The following is a 19,243-nucleotide window of genomic DNA, read 5'->3' as shown; positions in this document are numbered from 1 at the left end:
GCTGCAATGTTATTTGACAATTTAGAGTAATGACTCTAAAAATCCACGCAGACCAATAACAACCGGTACTGCGCCATGTCTGCCAACGTTGCCTACCTGCAAGATTCTCAGGCACTGGATCAACTCCAGGGTCTGTTCGACGCACAGCAGCGTGCCTACGCTGCCAATCCCATGCCGCCGGCTGCGCAGCGTCAACAATGGCTCAAAGCCCTGCGGGATCTGCTCAGCAATGAACGCCAGGCGTTGATCGATGCGATCAGCCAGGACTTCAGCCACCGCAGTGCCGACGAAACCCTCTTCGCCGAACTGATGCCCAGCCTGCATGGCATTCACTACGCCAGCAAACACCTCAAGCGTTGGATGAAACCATCCCGACGCGCCGTAGGCATTGCCTTCCAACCGGCGTCAGCCAAAGTCATCTATCAGCCGTTGGGAGTGGTGGGCGTCATCGTGCCGTGGAACTACCCGCTGTACCTGGCCATCGGCCCGTTGGTCGGCGCGTTGGCGGCCGGTAACCGGGTCATGCTCAAGCTCAGTGAATCCACGCCTGCCACCGGGCAACTGCTCAAGACGTTGCTGGCGAGAATCTTCCCCGAAGACCTGGTGTGCGTGGTGCTCGGCGAGGCCGATATGGGGATCGCGTTTTCCCGGCTGCGCTTCGATCACTTGCTCTTCACCGGCGCCACCAGTATCGGCAAGCATGTAATGCGCGCGGCGGCGGAACACCTCACGCCGGTGACCCTGGAACTGGGCGGCAAATCGCCCGCCATCGTTTCCACGGATGTACCGCTCAAGGACGCAGCCGAACGCATCGCCTTCGGCAAAGCGCTAAACGCCGGGCAGACCTGCGTGGCGCCGGATTACGTGCTGGTGCCAGAAGACCGCGTCGAGGGGTTTGTCGAGGCTTACAGCAACGCCGTTCGCGGGTTTTATCCCACGCTGGCCGACAACCCGGACTACACCGCGATTATCAATGAGCGACAACTGGCCAGGCTCAACGCCTACGTCAAGGACGCCACAGACAAGGGCGCCACCCTGATTCCGCTGTACGACCAAGGCCAGGCGCGACGAATGCCTCACAGCCTGCTCCTTAACGTCAGCGACGACATGACCGTGATGCAGGACGAAATCTTCGGTCCGGTGCTGCCGATCGTGCCGTATCGCGGCATCGATCAGGCCTTTGCCTACATCAACCAACGGCCTCGCCCGCTGGCGCTGTATTACTTCGGCTACAACAAGGGCGAACAACAGCGCGTGCTGCACGAAACCCATTCCGGTGGCGTGTGCCTGAACGACACCCTGCTGCACGTCGCCCAGGACGATATGCCGTTCGGCGGCATCGGCCCCTCGGGCATGGGCCACTACCACGGTCACGAAGGTTTCCTGACGTTCAGCAAGGCCAAGGGGGTGCTGATCAAGCAACGTCTGAACGCGGCGAAGCTGATCTACCCGCCCTACGGCAAGGCCATACAGAAGTTGATCCAGAGGCTGTTCGTCCGCTGATTCCGCCACCTACGGGATAACAACAACAATGAACCCTAGCCTCACGGATTCCCCCGCGCTGTCACGGCGCGGCGTCTTGAAAATCGGCCTGTGCGCCAGTGCCTTCCTGGCCACAGCAGGGCTGGGCGCCAGCCTCAGTGGCTGCTCCAGCAGCACTCCGGCCAGCGGCTTTGCCATGCTGCGCAACAGCGATCTGCCGTTTTTGCGCGCGGTAATCCCCGTTTTACTGGAGGGCGTGGCCAGCGCCCAGGCGGTCGCCAGCGGCATCGACGGCACTCTGAAAAAACTCGACTTCAGTCTGCAGCACCTGTCGCCGGAAATGTTCAAGCTCACCCAGCAATTGTTCGACGTGCTGAGCCTGGGCCTCACTCGCGGCCCGCTCACCGGAATCTGGGGCAGTTGGGAAAACGCCAGCGCTGAACAGATCCGCCACTTTCTGCAGCGCTGGGAAAACAGTTACCTGAACCTGCTCCGCATGGGCCAGGGCTCGCTGCTCAAGCTGGTGATCATGGCCTGGTACTTCCAGCCGGTGTCCTGGGCCCATTGCGGCTACCCCGGGCCGCCGAAGATCTGATCCGCATCCCCCACAATAAAAACAAGAGATGACCCTGATGCCCGTACCCGATCTGTTCCGCGAAGGCCTGGCCCGTGGCTGGAAAACCCACAATGGCAGCGCCCTCGATCAAGACCTGACCCTGGAAGCCGACGTGGCGATCATCGGCAGCGGCGCTGGGGGCGGCACCACTGCTGAAATCCTCAGCGCGGCCGGTTACAAGGTGCTGCTGATCGAAGAAGGCCCGCTCAAGACCAGCAGCGACTTCAAGTTGCTTGAGGACGAGGCCTACACCAGCCTGTATCAGGAAGGCATTGGCCGCATGAGCAAGGACGGGGCGATCACCATCCTCCAGGGCCGTGCGGTGGGCGGTACGACACTGATCAATTGGACCTCCAGTTTTCGTACACCGGACGCGACCCTTTCCCACTGGGCCAGCGAATATGCGGTCAAGGGCCACAGCAGCGCCGAGATGGCGCCGTGGTTCGAAAAAATGGAGCAACGCCTGGGCATCGCCCCGTGGGCCGTCCCGCCCAACCCCAACAACGATGTGATCCGCAAGGGCTGCGAAAAACTCGGCTACAGCTGGCATGTGATCCCGCGCAACGTGCGTGGCTGCTTTAACTTGGGTTATTGCGGCATGGGCTGCCCGGTCAATGCCAAGCAATCGATGCTGGTCACCACCATCCCCTCCACCTTGGAACGCGGCGGGGAGCTGCTCTACCTGGCGCGCGCCGAGCATTTCAAATACCGCGGCGACACCGTCAGCAGCCTGGAATGCATGGCGATGGACGCCCGCTGCGTAGCACCCACAGGGCGCAAAATCACGGTCAACGCCAAACACTATGTACTGGCCGGGGGCGGCATCAACAGCCCGGCGTTGCTAATGCGTTCGGACGCGCCGGACCCACATTCGCGGCTGGGCAAGCGGACCTTTCTGCACTTGGTGAATTTCTCCGCGGCGCTGTTCGACGAGGTGATCAACCCGTTCTACGGCGCGCCGCAGTCGATCTACTCCGACCATTTCCAATGGCAGGATGGCACTACCGGTAAAATGTCCTACAAACTCGAAGCGCCACCGCTGCATCCGGCGCTGGCCAGCACTCTGCTGGGCGGCTATGGCACACAGAATGCGCTGGATATGAGCCAGTTGCCCAATACCCACGCGATGCTGGCGTTGCTGCGCGACGGTTTCCACCCTGACAGCCCGGGCGGCAATGTGGAACTGCGCGGCGACGGCACGCCAGTGCTTGACTATCAGGTCTCAGACTACGCCTGGGACGGTCTACGCCGGGCCTTCCAGAGCATGGCCGAGATCCAGTTCGCGGCGGGCGCCAAGTCCGTCAAACCGCTGCATCACGATGCACGCTATGTGAAAACCCTGGCCGAAGCCCGCACGCTGATCGAGGGCCTCAACCTGAAACTGCACCGCACCTGCCTGGGCAGCGCCCACGTGATGGGCGGTTGCGCCATGGGTGAAGACCCCAAAATGGCCGTGGCCGACAGCCTTGGCCGTCATCACCAATTGCGCAATCTGTCCATCCACGATGGCTCATTATTCCCCACCAGCATCGGGGCGAACCCGCAATTGTCGGTGTATGGATTGACCGCGAAACTGGCGACTTCATTGGCCGAACGTCTGAAAACGGCGTGAAAACACCTAGGATTCACGGCATTTATCTACGTAAGTCGACTTGGCCGACCGGGAAGGCTGCGATACCATCCGGTTCCCCAACGGACTCCGCCAGGACGACGCGATGAACCGAGTGTTGTACCCAGGTACCTTCGACCCGATTACCAAAGGCCATGGCGATCTGGTCGAACGCGCCTCTCGCTTGTTCGACCATGTGATCATCGCGGTCGCTGCCAGCCCCAAGAAAAACCCGCTGTTTCCCCTGGAACAGCGCGTGGAGCTGGCGCGTGAGGTCACCAAGCATTTGCCTAACGTGGAAGTCGTCGGCTTCTCCACGTTGTTGGCGCACTTCGCCAAAGAGCAGAACGCCAATGTATTTTTGCGTGGCCTGCGTGCGGTGTCGGACTTTGAATACGAATTCCAACTGGCCAACATGAACCGCCAACTGGCGCCGGATGTCGAGAGCCTGTTCCTCACGCCGTCGGAGCGTTATTCATTTATTTCCTCGACGTTGGTCCGAGAAATCGCGGCATTGGGCGGGGATATCACCAAGTTCGTGCATCCGGCCGTGGCCGATGCGCTGACGCTGCGCTTCAAGAAGTAAGACCGCTCAATCGGCGCCTGCTCGCACTGCGGGCGTCAATGCGGCACAATTGCGCGCATTCGTTTTCAGATGCCTTGGCTGACGGCCCTGGCAGGAGTTTCCATGTCCCTGATCATCACCGACGATTGCATCAATTGCGACGTCTGCGAACCCGAGTGTCCGAACGCTGCAATCTCTCAAGGCGAAGAGATCTACGTGATTGACCCCAACCTCTGCACCCAGTGCGTCGGCCATTACGACGAACCTCAATGCCAGCAGGTGTGCCCGGTCGATTGCATTCCGCTGGATGAAGCCCATCCGGAGACGCAAGAGCAGTTGATGGATAAGTACCGGAAGATTACCGCTAAGAATTGAGCCCATTTAGTGCCTGTTAGGGCCTTATCGGGGGCAAGCCCCCTCTCACATTTTTTGAATGTATTCACAAACTGTGGGAGTGGGCTTGCCCCCGATAGCGATACCAGCCGTCACCCAGCAATCAGCTCTGGCACCTGGGGCAAAACACACTGGCCCGCTGCCCCAGCACCACATTGCGCAGCTCAGTCCCGCAGATCTTGCACGCCTCGCCGCCTCGGCCGTAGACGAACAGTTCCTGCTGGAAGTACCCCGGCTGCCCGTCGCCACCAATGAAATCCCGCAACGTCGTGCCGCCGCGCTCAATGGCCGCCGCCAGCACGCGCTTGATCTCGATCGCGAGTTTTAAATAACGCCCGCGTGAAATGCCGCCGGCCGCGCGACGCGGATCGATCCCCGCCGCAAACAACGCTTCCGTCGCATAGATATTGCCCACACCCACCACCACCGCGTTGTCCATGATGAACGGCTTGACCGCCATGGACTTGCCGCGCGACTGTTGAAACAGGCGCTCGCCGTCGAACAGGTCGGTCAACGGTTCCGGCCCCAGGCGCAGCAGCAGCTCGTGGTTGTGCGGGTCCTGGCTCCAGAGCATCGCGCCGAAACGCCGCGGGTCGGTGTAGCGCAGGGCCAGGCCGGATTCGAGTTCGATGTCCACATGCTCATGCTTGGCCGCCGGCATGCCGGTTTCCACCAGACGCAAATTACCGGACATGCCCAAGTGGCTGATCAGGGTGCCCACTTCGGCATTGATCAACAGGTACTTGGCACGCCGTTCCACCAGCACGATGCGCTGCCCGGAGAGGCGCACATCCAGGTCTTCGGGAATCGGCCAGCGCAGACGCCGCTCGCGCACCACCACACGGCTGACGCGCTGCCCCTCCAGGTGCGGGGCGATCCCGCGTCGGGTGGTTTCGACTTCAGGTAACTCGGGCATGTACGCCTCTTGGGTAATAAATCAGTTCGCGCCCAATTCGCGGATCGACAACTTCATGCTTTCGAAGTCGTAGTCCGACAGGCCTACGTAATCGAGCACCAGGTGGCCAATGGCGTTCCACTCATGGTCCACCGACTGGTTGCCCAGCACCCGATAGGACGCGCAGATGTGCTCGGCCATTTTCAGGATCGCCAACAAGTTCTTCAGCGGCGCATTGCGCGAGGACTCATCGCTGAAAACCGCCAGGGCGTTGTGGTGGTTGGCAATCGCGTCGGTCACATGTTCCGGCAAACGCCAGGACTTGGCGGTGTAGTAACCCACCACCGCATGGTTGGTATTGAACGCGTTGTTCTCGGTATCGACCACGCGGCAGTCCGGCCCGGCGTTGGCATAGGCCTCTTCGAGCACCGCCATATAGTTGGGGAAACGTTTGAGCATCAGCGGCACGCCGCAATCGTGGAACAGCCCCAGGGCATAGGCTTCGTCCACCGCCTGAGAACCGGTGCGCTTGGCCACGGTCAGGCTGGTCATGGCCACATCCTGAGCGGTGTCCCAGAAGCGGTTGAGGGTGACGATGGTTTCATCGCTCATCTCGCCGCGGATCGACAGAGCATTGATCAGGTTGATCACCGAACGGCTGCCCAGCAGGTTCACCGCGCGCTGGATCGAGGCGATCTTGTTGCTCAGGCCGTAATGCGCCGAGTTGACGATTTTCAGCAGCGCGCCGGACAGGCCTGGGTCCTGGGAGATCAGCCGCGCGATCACGTCCAGATCCGGATCGGGCATGTACTGCTCCATCTGCAAATCCACCATGATCTGCGGCTGCGGCGGCACGCTGATGCCTTGCAGGGCCTGTTGAATCTGTTCGGCGGTAAGCTCTTGGGACATAAGTACACACTCCGGGCTAGGCCGCGATTCTAACCCCTAAGCAAAGCTGACCGACACCTCAAAAACCCGATCAATGTGGGAGTTGGCTTGCCTGCGATAGCATCGCCGCCGTACGTCAGATACACCGCGCCGTCGGCATCGCAGGCAAGCCAGCTCCCACATGAACCGGCGCGCAAAGGGTATACTCCCGCTCTTTTTTCCGGAGCGACGTCATGTCCCTGCCAAGCCTGCGTCTCAAAGCCAACGCCGATCGTCGTTTGCGCAACGGCCACCTGTGGGTCTACAGCAACGAAATCGACGTGGCCGCCACCCCACTCCACGGCTTCCAGGCAGGCGACCAAGCCATCCTGGAAGCTGCCGGCGGCAAGACCCTGGGCATCGTGGCCATGAGCCCGAACAACCTGATCTGCGCCCGCCTGCTGTCGCGCGACATCAAGTTGCCATTGGACAAGTCGCTGCTGGTGCACCGCCTGAACGTTGCCCTGTCCCTGCGTGATCGCCTGTTCGACAAGCCGTTCTACCGCCTGGTCTACGGCGATTCCGACCTGCTGCCGGGCTTGGTGGTCGACCGTTTCGGCGACATTCTGGTGGTGCAAATCGCCTCGGCGACCATGGAAGCCCATAAAGACGACGTGATCGCCGCGCTGACCCAAGTGCTCAAGCCCAGCGGCATCCTGTTCAAGAACGACTCCGCCGCACGCGACGCCGAAGGTCTGAACCGTTACGTCGAAACCGTGTTCGGCCTGGTGCCGGAGTGGGTGGCGCTGGAAGAAAACGGCGTGAAGTTCGAAGCCCCGGTGATCCAGGGCCAGAAAACCGGTTGGTTCTACGACCACCGCATGAACCGCGCCCGTCTGGCGCCGTATGCCAAAGGCAAACGCGTACTGGACCTGTACAGCTACATCGGCGGCTGGGGCGTGCAAGCCGCGGCGTTCGGCGCCAGTGAAGTGTTCTGCGTCGACGCTTCGGCCTTCGCCCTTGACGGCGTGGAGCGCAACGCCGCGCTGAACGGCTTCGCCGAGAAAATGACCTGCATCGAAGGCGACGTTTTTGAAGCCCTCAAGGAACTCAAAGCCAGCGAAGAGCGCTTCGACGTGATCGTCGCCGACCCACCGGCCTTCATCAAACGCAAAAAAGACATGAAAAACGGCGAAGGCGCTTACCGCCGCCTCAACGAGCAAGCCATGCGCCTGCTCAGCAAGGACGGCATCCTGGTCAGCGCTTCGTGCTCCATGCACCTGCCAGAAGACGATCTGCAAAACATCCTGCTGACCAGCGCCCGCCATCTGGACCGCAATATCCAGATGCTGGAACGCGGCGGCCAGGGTCCGGATCATCCGGTGCATCCGGCGATCGTGGAGACGCGGTATATCAAGAGCATTACGTGCCGGTTGTTGCCCAATAGCTGATGCTGGCCTGACCGTTCATTTGTAAACGGCTCATGTGTGGGGGCAGCCGCCCCCACACTTCTTTGCGAAATTTCAGACAGCACTGATCGCCCTATGGGGCATTGACCGGGTTCTCTCTTCAAATCGATTCTCAGCCCTCATTCAAGGTCTGAGCCCTCCTCGATGACCCACCTGACCTCCCCCGCCCGAAAAACCGCCGCCATCGCCTTGCTGATGAACATGACGATCCTCGGCGTATTTCCCCTGGACGTGATTCTGCCCTCCTTTCCCTCCATGGCTCGCTACTTCGATACGGCCGTGGCCGATATCGCGTTATCGGTGAGTCTGTTTTCAATCGGTTTATCGTTATCGCTGCTGCTGGTCGGACCGCTGTCCGACCGCCTGGGGCGCAAGCGTGTGTTGATAATCGGTATGGGCGTCGCCGTCATGGGCTCGGCGGGTTGTGCCATGGCGCAGGACTTTGCCTGGTTTATGGTCTTCCGAATGATCCAGGCGGTCGGGTGCGGCAGTTTCGTACTGTCCCAGGCACTGGTGCAGGATCTATTCATCGGCAAAGAACAAGAGCGATTGCGCATTGCCATGGTCACGGCCAGCGGCATCTGTATTTCCGTGTCACCGTTGTTCGGCAGTTGGTTGCAGACCTGGCTCGACTGGCGCGGCAGCTTTCAGGTGTTTGTCATCATTGGCCTGTTATTGATCCTCAAGGCTTGGCTCCTACTCGACGCTCCAAGCCCGCCCTCCGATACTCGACTCTCGATTGTGAACGCCTACCGACAGGTGCTGCGTGACCGCAGTTTCGTCGGCTACTGGCTGATCTCGGCACTGGCCTTCGGTTGCCATTTCGCCTTTATCGTTGTGTCGCCCATCATCCTGATGGAGCAATTGGGCCTTACGCCTTACCGGTTTGCCCTGGTCTTGCTGCTCTATGGCGCCGCCTACGTGTTGGGTGGCATCGCTGCGGGCTGGATGAACCGATGGATGGACGGCAATACGCAGATCGTCACCGGTCAGCGACTGATCGCATCGGCGGGCGTATTAATGCTGGCGCTCTATCACTTGTGGGGCCTGACGGTCATGACAGTGATGCTGCCGATGGTCCTCTGTACCGCCGGAACGACCATCACCCGCCCCATTGCAACCTCCCGCGCCATGGGCCGATTCCCGCTGGCCGCCGGGACCTGCGCGTCGGCGGGAAACGTGATTATTTTTGTCTGTGGCGGTTTGGTCAGCAGCCTGGTCAGCCAGTCGGGCGAACAGGTGATGAACGTGCTGGCGATCACCTTTCTGGTTCTGAGCGGTATCGGCATGGGCCTGAACGCCAGGGAGCAAAGGTCTGCGCACGCGGCCTAAGGGCCCACTTCACGCTTGCGCCCATTCCCTCCAGCCGCCAGCGGTGTAGAATCGGCCCTATTCATCGCCAGTCATCCCCCGGCGGGTTTATGAGCTCAAGGCCACGGCGCGCGGCGATCCCGCAGCGTTAGAGGCAACCTCCGGACACACGGCTATTTCTGAGTGTTCCAGACGTCAATAGAAGCTCACTCCCCTGTTTAGTACCTGATTAGCCGCCCGGAGTGCTCCATGCCAGATTACCGCTCGAAAACATCCACCCACGGCCGCAACATGGCCGGCGCCCGCGCATTGTGGCGCGCCACGGGGATGAAAGATGACGACTTCAAGAAGCCGATCATCGCGATTGCCAACTCCTTTACTCAGTTCGTACCCGGCCACGTCCACCTCAAGGACCTGGGCCAACTGGTCGCCCGCGAGATCGAACGCGCCGGTGGCGTGGCCAAGGAATTCAACACCATCGCCGTGGACGACGGCATCGCCATGGGCCATGACGGCATGCTGTATTCGCTGCCGAGCCGCGAGATCATCGCCGACTCCGTGGAATACATGGTCAACGCCCACTGCGCCGACGCCATCGTGTGCATTTCCAACTGCGACAAGATCACCCCCGGCATGCTGATGGCCGCCCTGCGCCTGAACATCCCGGTGATCTTCGTCTCCGGCGGCCCGATGGAAGCCGGCAAGACCAAGCTCGCCTCCCACGGTCTGGACCTGGTGGACGCCATGGTCATCGCCGCCGATTCCAGCGCTTCTGACGAGAAGGTCGCGGAATACGAGCGTAGCGCCTGCCCGACCTGCGGTTCATGCTCCGGCATGTTCACCGCCAACTCGATGAACTGCCTCACCGAGGCTCTCGGCCTGGCGCTGCCGGGCAACGGCTCCACCCTGGCCACCCACAGCGACCGCGAGCAATTGTTCCTGCAAGCCGGCCGTACCATCGTCGAGCTGTGCAAGCGTTACTACGGCGAGAACGATGAGTCGGTATTGCCGCGCAATATCGCCAACTTCAAGGCCTTCGAAAACGCCATGACCCTGGACATCGCCATGGGCGGTTCCACCAACACCATCCTGCACCTGCTGGCCGCGGCCCAGGAAGCCGAGATCGATTTCGACCTGCGCGATATCGACCGCCTGTCCCGCCATGTGCCGCAACTGTGCAAAGTCGCGCCGAACATCCAGAAGTACCATATGGAAGACGTGCACCGAGCTGGCGGGATCTTCTCGATCCTCGGCTCCCTGGCCCGTGGCGGCCTGCTGCACACCGACCTGCCGACCGTGCACAGTAAGACCATGGCCGAAGGCATCGCCAAGTGGGACATCACCCAGACCGACGACGAAGCCGTGCACACCTTCTTCAAGGCCGGCCCGGCGGGCATCCCGACCCAGACCGCATTTAGCCAGTCGACCCGCTGGGACACCCTCGACGACGACCGTGAAAACGGCTGCATCCGCAGTGTCGAGCACGCCTACTCCAAGGAAGGCGGCCTGGCCGTGCTGTACGGCAACATCGCCCTCGACGGCTGCGTGGTCAAAACCGCCGGCGTGGATGAGTCCATCCATGTGTTCGAAGGCAACGCCAAGATCTTCGAAAGCCAGGACAGCGCCGTACGCGGCATCCTCGCCGACGAAGTCAAAGAAGGCGACATCGTGATCATCCGCTACGAAGGCCCCAAAGGCGGCCCGGGTATGCAAGAGATGCTCTACCCAACCTCGTACCTGAAATCCAAGGGCCTGGGCAAAGCCTGTGCGCTGTTGACCGACGGCCGTTTCTCCGGCGGCACCTCGGGCCTGTCCATCGGCCACGCTTCGCCGGAAGCTGCTGCCGGTGGCGCGATTGGCCTGGTGCAGGATGGCGACAAGGTGCTGATCGACATTCCGAACCGCTCGATCAACCTGTTGATCAGCGACGAAGAACTGGCGGCGCGCCGGGTTGAGCAGGACAAAAAAGGCTGGAAGCCGGTTGAAAAACGTCCACGTAAAGTGACCACCGCGCTGAAGGCTTATGCCCTGCTGGCCACCAGCGCCGATAAGGGTGCTGTGCGTAACAAGGCGATGCTCGACGGTCTGTAAGACCTGCGCCCATAAAAATGCCCCGCCAAGTGCGGGGCATTTTTTTTGCCTGGCCAAATCTCAATGCCAGCGCGCCAGTTAGCACATTTGCAACTGAACTACTGCAATCGGGGGCAAGCCCCCTCCCACATTTTTGAGCAGTTACTGGATTTCATCCGGCTTGACGATCACCCAGTTCTTGTCCGCCGTCACCGGCAAGCCTTCCTTGGCCTGGGCCGCGGCGTGCTTGGCCATCATGCCGTTGAGCTGGGCCATGTATTTGTCCTTGCGGTTGACCCACAGGTGGATACCGCCCTTGGCCACGTCCACATCGTGGAACAGCATGTAGCCGTCGCTGGTCGGTGTATCGCCGCCGACGATCACCGGCTTTTTCCATTCGTCGATGTAGGTGAGGATCGCCGCGTGCTTACCGGCCATCCAGGTCGCCGGGGTCCACAGGTAGGGGGTGAGCTCCAGACCGAGGTTGGCCTTCTCGTCATACTTGCCGGCGCTGATCTGTTTGCGCGCGGTGGTCAGTTCGCCGGTCTTGCGGTCCTTGAGCAAAGTGGTCACGCCAATGACGTTCTCGGGTTTGACGTTGTAGCCGTACTTCGGATCGGCAGCGACCATGCGCACCAGCTCTTCGGAAGCGGCGGTCATCACATACACCTCGATGCCGTTTTCCATCAGCTTGTTGTACAGCTCGGCCTGGCCGGTGAAGACTTTCGGCGGCTGCACTTCGGACGTCTTGACCACATCGCCTTCGTAATAACTGACCGGCACGGGCTTGCCGGAGGCCATCAGTTCGTCGACCTGGACCTTGAGTTCCTTGAGGGTGAAGCCGGAGAACACTTGGGCGACCCATGGGTAGCAGACCATGTCGTCCACTTCGCACAGGCGATAGTAGTAACTGAACAGGCTTTCCTTGTGGTCGGCAGTGTCTTTGAACGGCATCAGCTTGAGCGATGGATCCAGGCTTTCGCGGGTGATGAGCCCCTTGTTTTCCATGTAGGGCAACAGCGACTCTTCGAGGTCGTAGCGGTAGCTGGTGTTGTCCATGTCGAACACCGCGAAGTTACCTTTGTTGGCATTGGCGGCGATCATCTCGTTCAGTTGCTTGGCGGCCGGGGCGGGCCAATGTTTCAACTCGGTGGCGGCGAACGCCTGGCTGGCCAAGCCAAGGCAGAATGCGGCGGATACCAATAGTGTCGGCGCGAGCTTCATAGGCGTTGTCTCCCTGAGTGAAAGACACCGACGCTAGCAAATCCCTGTGACAATTCCCGCTTCGAGCGCGACCGCACGCGTCCCGTTTCCGCCAAGGCCATGCGCGTGAGCGTCAAACACTTATTCCAAAAACGACAGTTACCATTCCATATCGGTATTAATTCATTATTTATCAAGCTGTTAGGCTCCCCGGTTCGCAATCGCAGGCTCAGGCGATTGGCGCCCTCACAATGGAGTTCAAATGAATCTGCCGCTGATTCTCAACCTACTGGTGTTCCTGGCCCTATTGCTGGGCCTGGCACAAACCCGCCGCACTCAGTGGAGCCTGGCCAAAAAGGTTCTATTGGCGCTGGTACTGGGCGTGGTGTTCGGCGTGGCGCTGCATACCATCTATGGCGCCGGCAACCCGGTGCTCAAAGCCTCCATCGGATGGTTCGATCTGGTCGGCAATGGCTACGTGCAACTGCTGCAAATGATCGTGATCCCGCTGGTATTTGCCTCGATCCTCAGCGCAGTGGCGCGCCTGCATAACGCGGCGTCCCTGGGCAAGATCAGCTTCCTGACCATCGGCACCCTGCTGTTCACCACCGCAATTGCGGCGATGATCGGTATCGGCCTGACCAACCTGTTCGGCCTCACCGCCGAGGGCCTGGTGGCCGGTACTCAGGAAATGGCGCGCCTGCAGGTGATCCAAAACGATTACGCCGGCAAAGTCGCCGACCTGAATATCCCGCAGCTGCTGCTGTCGTTCGTGCCAGCCAACCCATTCGCCGACCTGGCGCGGGCCAAGCCGACGTCGATCATCAGCGTGGTGATTTTCGCCGCGTTCCTGGGAGTGGCCGCGCTGCAACTGCTCAAGGACGAAGTGGAAAAAGGCCAGAAAGTGCTCAATGCCATCGACACCCTGCAAGCCTGGGTAATGCGCCTGGTGCGCCTGGTGATGAAGCTCACGCCCTACGGTGTGTTGGCGCTGATGACCAAGGTAGTCGCCGGTTCCAACCTGCAAGACATCATCAAGCTCGGTAGCTTTGTGCTGGTGTCCTACCTGGCCCTGGGCCTGATGTTCGTGGTGCACGGCCTGCTGTTGTCGGTGGCCGGGATCAATCCGCTGCGCTTCTTGCGCAAAGTGTGGCCGGTGCTGACCTTCGCGTTCACCAGCCGCTCCAGCGCAGCGACCATTCCCTTGAGCATCGAAGCGCAGACTCGTCGACTGGGCATCCCGCAGTCCATCGCCGGTTTCGCCGCCTCGTTTGGCGCCACCATTGGCCAAAACGGCTGCGCAGGCCTCTACCCTGCCATGCTGGCCGTGATGGTGGCGCCGACCGTGGGCATCAACCCGCTGGACCCGCTGTGGATCGCGACCCTGGTGGCGATTGTGACCTTGAGTTCGGCAGGCGTTGCCGGCGTGGGCGGCGGCGCGACCTTTGCCGCGCTGATCGTGCTGCCGGCGATGGGCTTGCCGGTGTCACTGGTGGCGCTGCTGATTTCCGTGGAGCCGCTGATCGACATGGGCCGCACGGCGTTGAACGTGAACGGTTCGATGACAGCCGGTGCGATTACCAGCCAGATCATGGGACAGACGGATAAGGGGTTATTGGAGGCGGATGAGCATGCGGAGTTAGCGCAGGCCTGATAGACCGCTATCGGGGGCAAGCCCCCTCCCACATTTGGCGTGCATATCAATGAGGGAGGGGGCTTGCCCCCGATGCTTTTAGGCTTTTTCCCAGACTTCAAAGTTGTAGGCTGGCTTGTCGCCCTCAGCCGCATTCTCAGTATTCGACACCAGCGTCCACTGGCCGCGGTCAAACTCCGGAAACCATGCATCCCCTTCCGGGCTCAACGCCACCCGCGTCAAATACAGGCGATCGGCCTGTTCCAGGCCCTGCGCATACAACTGCGCACCGCCGATCAACATCAGCTCGTCCACGCCCTGCTCCAGTGCCCATGCCTCGGCACGCTCGACGGCGGCCTCCAGTGACGGAAAAACTTCCGCACCTTCAAGCGCCAGGCCGGTCTGACGGCTGACCACCAGGTTCAAGCGCCCCGGCAGCGGTCGGCCCAGGGAGTCCCAGGTTTTGCGCCCCATGATGATCGGCTTGCCGAGGGTGGCGGCCTTGAAATATTTGAAATCCCCCGGCAAATGCCAGGGCATGCGGTTGTCGACGCCGATCACGCGGTTTTCACCGAGGGCTGCGATCAGGCTTAGAGGGAGAGTTTTTTTCATGGCGACGAGAATACCAGAGCCGCGAGTCAGCAGTTATGCTCCAGGCTCACTTGCTCAACAGGACAGCGCGTGACTGCACTGAACTCGCTCCACACACTCTGGCTGACCGAAACCGTGCGCCTGCGTGAAGAACACGCCGGCAACCTCGAAGACTTGGAAGCCAACCGCCTGGCCCGCGCGGCCGGAGGCGACCTGCCAACGCGCATTCAATGCCGCGCCTTGCACCTGGCCGAGCGCGATGGCCTGGTGGTCGCCCTTACCCGCTGGTTACAAGGCGCGCGCCTGGCCCTGGTGCTGCTGGCGATATTCGCGGTGGTCAGCGGCGCCGGCCTGGCGTTTGCCGCGCTGGGCAACGGATCGGCGCCAGTGAACGTGTTCTGGGCCTTGGGCAGCCTGCTCGGCCTGAACCTGATTCTGCTGATCAGTTGGGCCTTGGGCCTGCTATTTGCCGGCGAACATAGCGCCAGCCTCGGGCGCCTGTGGCTGTGGCTCAGCGAAAAATTCGCGCGCGATGCCAAGGCCGCGCAGTTGGCACCGGCCCTGTTACTGCTGTTGCAACGGCAGAAACTCAATCGCTGGGCCGTAGGCGTACTGGTCAACAGCCTGTGGCTGCTGGCATTGCTCAGTGCATTGGTGATCCTTCTGACATTACTCGCCACCCGTCGCTACGGCTTCGTGTGGGAAACCACCATCCTCGGCGCCGATACTTTCGTGGCCGTGACACAAGCACTGGGCACCTTGCCTGCCCTGCTCGGCTTCAATGTGCCGACTGTAGAGATGATCCGCGCCAGCGGGGATTGCGCCCTGAATATCGAGAGCGCCCGCCAAGCCTGGGCCGCCTGGCTGGTCGGCGTGCTGCTGGTCTACGGCCTGCTGCCGCGCCTGACCCTCGCCCTGCTGTGCCTGTGGCGCTGGAAACGCGGGCGCGCGGCCCTGCGCCTGGACCTCAACCTGCCCGGCTATAGCCAACTGCGCGAACGCCTGATGCCGAGCAGCGAGCGCCTTGGGGTCAATGATGCTGCGCCCGAACACCTGCACGCCGTCACTGGCGGCGTCAGTGAACAGCACAGCGCCGGCGCCCTGTTGGTAGCCATCGAGCTGGACGACCAATACCCCTGGCCGCCCAAACTGCCCGCCAACGTCAGTAACGCCGGCATCCTCGACAGCCGCGAATCGCGCCACAAACTCCTCGAACAACTCAGCCGCTTCCCGCCCGCGCGCCTGGCCATCGCCTGCGACCCTCGGCGCTCGCCGGATCGCGGCAGCCTGGCGCTGATCGCCGAACTGGCCCGCAGCGCCAGCGCCACCCGCGTCTGGCTGTTGCAAGCGCCGCCCGGCCAGGCGCTGGACGCCGAGCGCCTGGGCGACTGGCACAACGCGCTGCAACAGCTCGACCTTCCCTTCGCCGACTGCGCGCCGCTGAACTGGCTGGAGACCGGTCATGACTAAGCCTCTGAAACTCGCCGTGGTCGGCCACACCAACGTCGGCAAAACCTCGCTGTTGCGCACGCTGACTCGCGACGTGGGCTTCGGCGAAGTGTCCCATCGCCCCAGCACCACGCGTCATGTGGAAGGCGCACGCTTGTCGGTGGACGGTGAAGCCTTGCTGGAGCTGTACGACACGCCCGGCCTGGAAGATGCCATCGCCTTGCTCGATTACCTGGAACGCCTGGACCGCCCCGGTGAACGCCTCGACGGCCCGGCACGCCTGGCGCGCTTCCTGGAGGGCAGCGAAGCGCGCCAACGCTTCGAACAAGAAGCCAAAGTGTTGCGCCAACTGTTGGCCTCGGACGCCGGCCTGTACGTGATCGATGCCCGCGAACCGGTGCTGGCCAAGTACCGCGACGAGCTGCAGGTGCTGGCCAGTTGCGGCAAGCCGTTGTTGCCGGTGCTCAACTTTGTCAGCAGCAGCGACCACCGCGAGCCCGATTGGCGCGAAGCCTTGGCCCGCCTGGGTTTGCATGCGCTGGTGCGCTTCGACAGCGTGGCGCCGCCCGAAGACGGCGAACGGCGTCTGTATGAAAGCCTGGCGCTCCTGCTGGAAAACGCCCGGCCGCAGTTGGAGCGGTTGATGCTTGATCAGCAAGCCCAGCGCCAGGCTCGCCAGCAAAGCGCGGCGCGGTTGATCGCCGAGCTGCTGATCGACTGCGCCGCGTGCCGGCGCAGTGTGGTCAGCGAGGACGAACACAACGCCATCGGCGAACTGCGCAAGGCCGTACGCCAACGGGAACAAAAGTGTGTGGAAGCCTTGCTCAAACTGTTCGGGTTCCGCCCCCAGGACGCCGCCGCCAGTGATCTGCCGTTGCTGGACGGGCGTTGGGGCGACGACCTGTTCAACCCGGAAACCCTCAAGCAACTCGGCGTGCGCGTCGGCGGAGGCATCGCTGCCGGTGCGGCGGCCGGCGCGGGGGTGGACCTGCTGGTCGGCGGCCTGACCCTCGGCGCCGCCGCCCTGGCCGGCGCCATCGCTGGGGGCGCGCTGCAAACCGCGCGCAGCTACGGCAATCGCTTGATGGGCAAGCTCAAGGGCCACCGCGAGTTGACCGTGGACGACAGCGTGCTGCGCCTGCTCGCCCTGCGCCAACGCCAGTTGCTCAAAGCCCTCAACCTGCGCGGCCATGCGGCGATGCACAGCATCAAAGTCGACACACCCCAGGACAAAACCTGGCGCGAAGGCAAATTACCCGACGCCCTGCATAAGGCCCGCGCCCACCCGCAATGGTCGTCCCTCAACCCTCACGCCAAACTGAGCCAGGCCGAGCGCCAGGAACAGATCGACGCCCTCGCCGAGCGCCTCGATCAGGACTGAGCCGTCAGCAACCGCCGAGCCTTGGCTTTGAGCCATGCAAGGTCGAGCAGCGGCACGTTGGCCTGCTTGGCCTGCTCATCCCAATACCGCAGACGCACACTCACCGCGCAGAGCGGGTCCTGTTCAAAGGCGCGGGCCTCGACGGCGCTCATCACGCCGCCTTGATACGCCAGGGTGCGGCGGCTGGCCTCGCTCAGTTGTGCGTAGTAGTCGGGCTGGCTGAAGGTCAGGTAACGCTTTGCCTGGACGTGATATTCCACAAGCCTGGCCAAGCGCTCGCTGAAACCGGCCCGGCGCAGGTAATCCGCCCCCAGCCGCTCATGACTGACCACGCCGTAACCGCCCATGCTCTCGGCACGTTGGTCGCAGAGATGGCCGATATCGTGAAAAAACGCCGCCAATACCACTTCGTCATCGAAGCCTTCGGCCACGGCCTGTTGCGCGGTCTGGGACATATGTTCGATCTGCGACACCGCTTCGCCGATGTAGTCCGCCGTGCCGTGCTGTTCGTACAGCCCGAACACCTCGGCAATCACCTGTTCAGGATGCATCACGCCTCACCCCACAGTGCCGCGACGTTGCGCTCGCCCAGCGCCGGCCCCACGCTCATGCCCACGCCGGTATGCATCAACGCGGCACTGACCCCCGGCGCCGCCCGTACGAAAGAAAACGGTCCCGGCCCGCGCGCGCCATAGACCCCCTGCCAGCGCTCGACCACCTGGATCCCACAGCCCAGGGTCTGCTCGGCCAGTTCGAGCATCCAGTTGTCCACCTGTTCGCCGTTGAAGGGCGACGCATCCAGGCCGTAATCATGGGAATCGCCGATGATCAGCTCGCCATAGGGCGTAGGACTGATCAACAGATGAATTCCGTGCTCGTGCAGGTGCGGCGCTTCGCGCAGGATTTGCGCCTGAACCGCCGCCGCTTCCGGTAAGTCGGCAAATGCGCCGTAATGCACGCAACTGAGACCCGTAAGCAAGGCATGCTGCAGGTTCAGATTCAGCGCCGGTCGCGCCCGCAGCATTTGCAAGCGGCAGATACTCGGATGCAGTTCGGCCAACGCTTCGGCCAATAAGGTTTGGTAGTCATGGCCGCAACAAACGATGATCTGTTCGCCGCGAAAGCTGCCGGCGGTGCTGTGCAACAGGCCCGGCTCGACATCGCGCACCAGGGTGGAAAAGTGAAATTCCACGTTCAGGTGCTCCCTCAGGTAGCGGATCAGCGCCGGGAGCGCCTCGCGTGAATACAGTTGCTGATCGTCGCGGCCATGCAAAGCGGCCCGGTGATGGCGGAACTGGCCGCCGTACAAATCGCGCATCGCCGCACCTTGCAGCAGCTCCACGTTGTACCCGTGTTCCTGCGCGCGCCCGGCGCAGAAGGCTTCCAGCAGGTGTTCTTCCGCTTCGGTGCGGGCGAACAGGTAGGCGCCGTTGCGCTTGAGTTGCAGACCCGCCACCTGAGCCCAATGCCCCCAGATAGCACGGCTTTGCCGCGCCAGATCGAGCATCGCTCCCGGTGGCTGGCCAGTGACCAAAGCCTGGCCGAAGTTGCGTACCGAGGCGCCCAAGGGCGTAGCGCTGCGTTCGAACACCTTGACCTTGAGGCCGCGTCGAGCCGCGGCGTAGGCGTGGGACAGGCCAAGGATGCCGGCGCCGACAATCAGTAGGTCGCTGTGCTGTGTCATGTAGTGATGTCCTGTTTTCAAGACC

17 protein-coding genes are annotated in these 19,243 nt (G+C 62.0%); 11 read left to right on the top strand and 6 right to left on the bottom strand.

Going from position 1 to position 19,243, the window contains the following annotated elements; all coding sequences use genetic code 11:
* The first annotated feature begins 75 nt into the window (after positions 1–75).
* The 5 genes from ACFZPT_RS02410 (at position 76) to ACFZPT_RS02390 (ending at position 4,647) form a co-directional block, all read left to right on the top strand.
* The gene (locus ACFZPT_RS02410) at positions 76–1,503 is read left to right on the top strand and encodes a coniferyl aldehyde dehydrogenase (RefSeq protein WP_379554919.1); all 1,428 of its coding nucleotides are present in this window, start codon (positions 76–78) and stop codon (positions 1,501–1,503) included.
* 28 nt (positions 1,504–1,531) lie between these two features.
* Complete coding sequence (locus ACFZPT_RS02405) at positions 1,532–2,077, top strand: hypothetical protein (protein WP_034115368.1); 546 nt, start codon at positions 1,532–1,534, stop codon at positions 2,075–2,077.
* 37 nt (positions 2,078–2,114) lie between these two features.
* Positions 2,115–3,710: a GMC family oxidoreductase N-terminal domain-containing protein gene (locus ACFZPT_RS02400; protein WP_379554920.1), complete on the top strand. Its 1,596-nt coding sequence runs from the start codon at positions 2,115–2,117 to the stop codon at positions 3,708–3,710.
* Between the two features lie 103 nt (positions 3,711–3,813).
* Positions 3,814–4,293 (top strand): pantetheine-phosphate adenylyltransferase, encoded by a 480-nt coding sequence (gene coaD, locus ACFZPT_RS02395; protein ID WP_003176711.1) that lies wholly within the window; start codon positions 3,814–3,816, stop codon positions 4,291–4,293.
* A gap of 102 nt (positions 4,294–4,395) precedes the next feature.
* Entirely contained in the window at positions 4,396–4,647 is a 252-nt protein-coding gene (locus tag ACFZPT_RS02390; RefSeq protein WP_034101300.1) for a YfhL family 4Fe-4S dicluster ferredoxin, read from the top strand.
* Between the two features lie 121 nt (positions 4,648–4,768).
* Here ACFZPT_RS02390 and mutM read toward each other — a convergent pair whose 3' ends face one another.
* Entirely contained in the window at positions 4,769–5,581 is an 813-nt protein-coding gene (gene mutM / locus ACFZPT_RS02385; RefSeq protein WP_379554921.1) for a bifunctional DNA-formamidopyrimidine glycosylase/DNA-(apurinic or apyrimidinic site) lyase, read from the bottom strand.
* Between the two features lie 21 nt (positions 5,582–5,602).
* Positions 5,603–6,415, bottom strand: a complete 813-nt coding sequence (locus ACFZPT_RS02380; protein ID WP_169867689.1) for an HDOD domain-containing protein — start codon at positions 6,413–6,415, stop codon at positions 5,603–5,605.
* A gap of 266 nt (positions 6,416–6,681) precedes the next feature.
* Between ACFZPT_RS02380 and ACFZPT_RS02375 the strand changes: the two genes are divergently transcribed.
* From ACFZPT_RS02375 to ilvD, 3 genes are all read left to right on the top strand, one after another.
* The gene (locus tag ACFZPT_RS02375) at positions 6,682–7,878 is read left to right on the top strand and encodes a class I SAM-dependent rRNA methyltransferase (protein ID WP_034115369.1); all 1,197 of its coding nucleotides are present in this window, start codon (positions 6,682–6,684) and stop codon (positions 7,876–7,878) included.
* A gap of 162 nt (positions 7,879–8,040) precedes the next feature.
* Positions 8,041–9,228, top strand: a complete 1,188-nt coding sequence (locus ACFZPT_RS02370) for a Bcr/CflA family efflux MFS transporter (protein ID WP_034115370.1) — start codon at positions 8,041–8,043, stop codon at positions 9,226–9,228.
* 228 nt (positions 9,229–9,456) lie between these two features.
* On the top strand, positions 9,457–11,298 hold the full coding sequence (ilvD, locus tag ACFZPT_RS02365) for a dihydroxy-acid dehydratase (protein ID WP_034101306.1): 1,842 nt from the start codon (positions 9,457–9,459) through the stop codon (positions 11,296–11,298).
* A gap of 141 nt (positions 11,299–11,439) precedes the next feature.
* On the opposite strand, the gene ACFZPT_RS02360 is transcribed toward ilvD, so the two are convergent.
* Positions 11,440–12,501, bottom strand: a complete 1,062-nt coding sequence (locus ACFZPT_RS02360; protein WP_034115371.1) for a hypothetical protein — start codon at positions 12,499–12,501, stop codon at positions 11,440–11,442.
* Positions 12,502–12,742: 241 nt separating this feature from the next.
* On the opposite strand from ACFZPT_RS02360, the gene ACFZPT_RS02355 reads away from it, so the two are divergent.
* Entirely contained in the window at positions 12,743–14,134 is a 1,392-nt protein-coding gene (locus ACFZPT_RS02355; protein WP_034115372.1) for an L-cystine transporter, read from the top strand.
* 78 nt (positions 14,135–14,212) lie between these two features.
* Here ACFZPT_RS02355 and ACFZPT_RS02350 read toward each other — a convergent pair whose 3' ends face one another.
* Entirely contained in the window at positions 14,213–14,725 is a 513-nt protein-coding gene (locus tag ACFZPT_RS02350; RefSeq protein WP_034101310.1) for a dihydrofolate reductase, read from the bottom strand.
* A gap of 69 nt (positions 14,726–14,794) precedes the next feature.
* Here ACFZPT_RS02350 and ACFZPT_RS02345 point away from each other — a divergent pair, with 69 nt between their 5' ends.
* Positions 14,795–16,174 (top strand): DUF2868 domain-containing protein, encoded by a 1,380-nt coding sequence (locus ACFZPT_RS02345; protein ID WP_034115373.1) that lies wholly within the window; start codon positions 14,795–14,797, stop codon positions 16,172–16,174.
* On the top strand, positions 16,167–17,534 hold the full coding sequence (locus ACFZPT_RS02340) for a DUF3482 domain-containing protein (protein ID WP_034101312.1): 1,368 nt from the start codon (positions 16,167–16,169) through the stop codon (positions 17,532–17,534). The genes ACFZPT_RS02345 and ACFZPT_RS02340 overlap by 8 nt, the downstream gene beginning before the upstream one ends.
* Here ACFZPT_RS02340 and ACFZPT_RS02335 read toward each other — a convergent pair.
* Both ACFZPT_RS02335 and ACFZPT_RS02330 read right to left on the bottom strand, forming a co-directional pair.
* Positions 17,525–18,085: a phosphonate degradation HD-domain oxygenase gene (locus ACFZPT_RS02335; RefSeq protein ID WP_034115374.1), complete on the bottom strand. Its 561-nt coding sequence runs from the start codon at positions 18,083–18,085 to the stop codon at positions 17,525–17,527. The two genes, ACFZPT_RS02340 and ACFZPT_RS02335, sit on opposite strands and share 10 nt — an antisense overlap.
* The gene (locus tag ACFZPT_RS02330) at positions 18,085–19,218 is read right to left on the bottom strand and encodes a TIGR03364 family FAD-dependent oxidoreductase (protein WP_034115375.1); all 1,134 of its coding nucleotides are present in this window, start codon (positions 19,216–19,218) and stop codon (positions 18,085–18,087) included. The genes ACFZPT_RS02335 and ACFZPT_RS02330 overlap by 1 nt, the downstream gene beginning before the upstream one ends.
* Between the last annotated feature and the right edge of the window lie 25 nt (positions 19,219–19,243).

Origin of the sequence: Pseudomonas sp. MD330_10, assembly GCF_042610415.1 — a bacterium.
In the GTDB taxonomy this organism is placed as follows: Bacteria; Pseudomonadota; Gammaproteobacteria; order Pseudomonadales; family Pseudomonadaceae; genus Aquipseudomonas; species Aquipseudomonas rhodesiae.
Note: the sequence above shows the minus strand (reverse complement) of the source record. Positions and strands in the feature narration are given on the sequence as shown.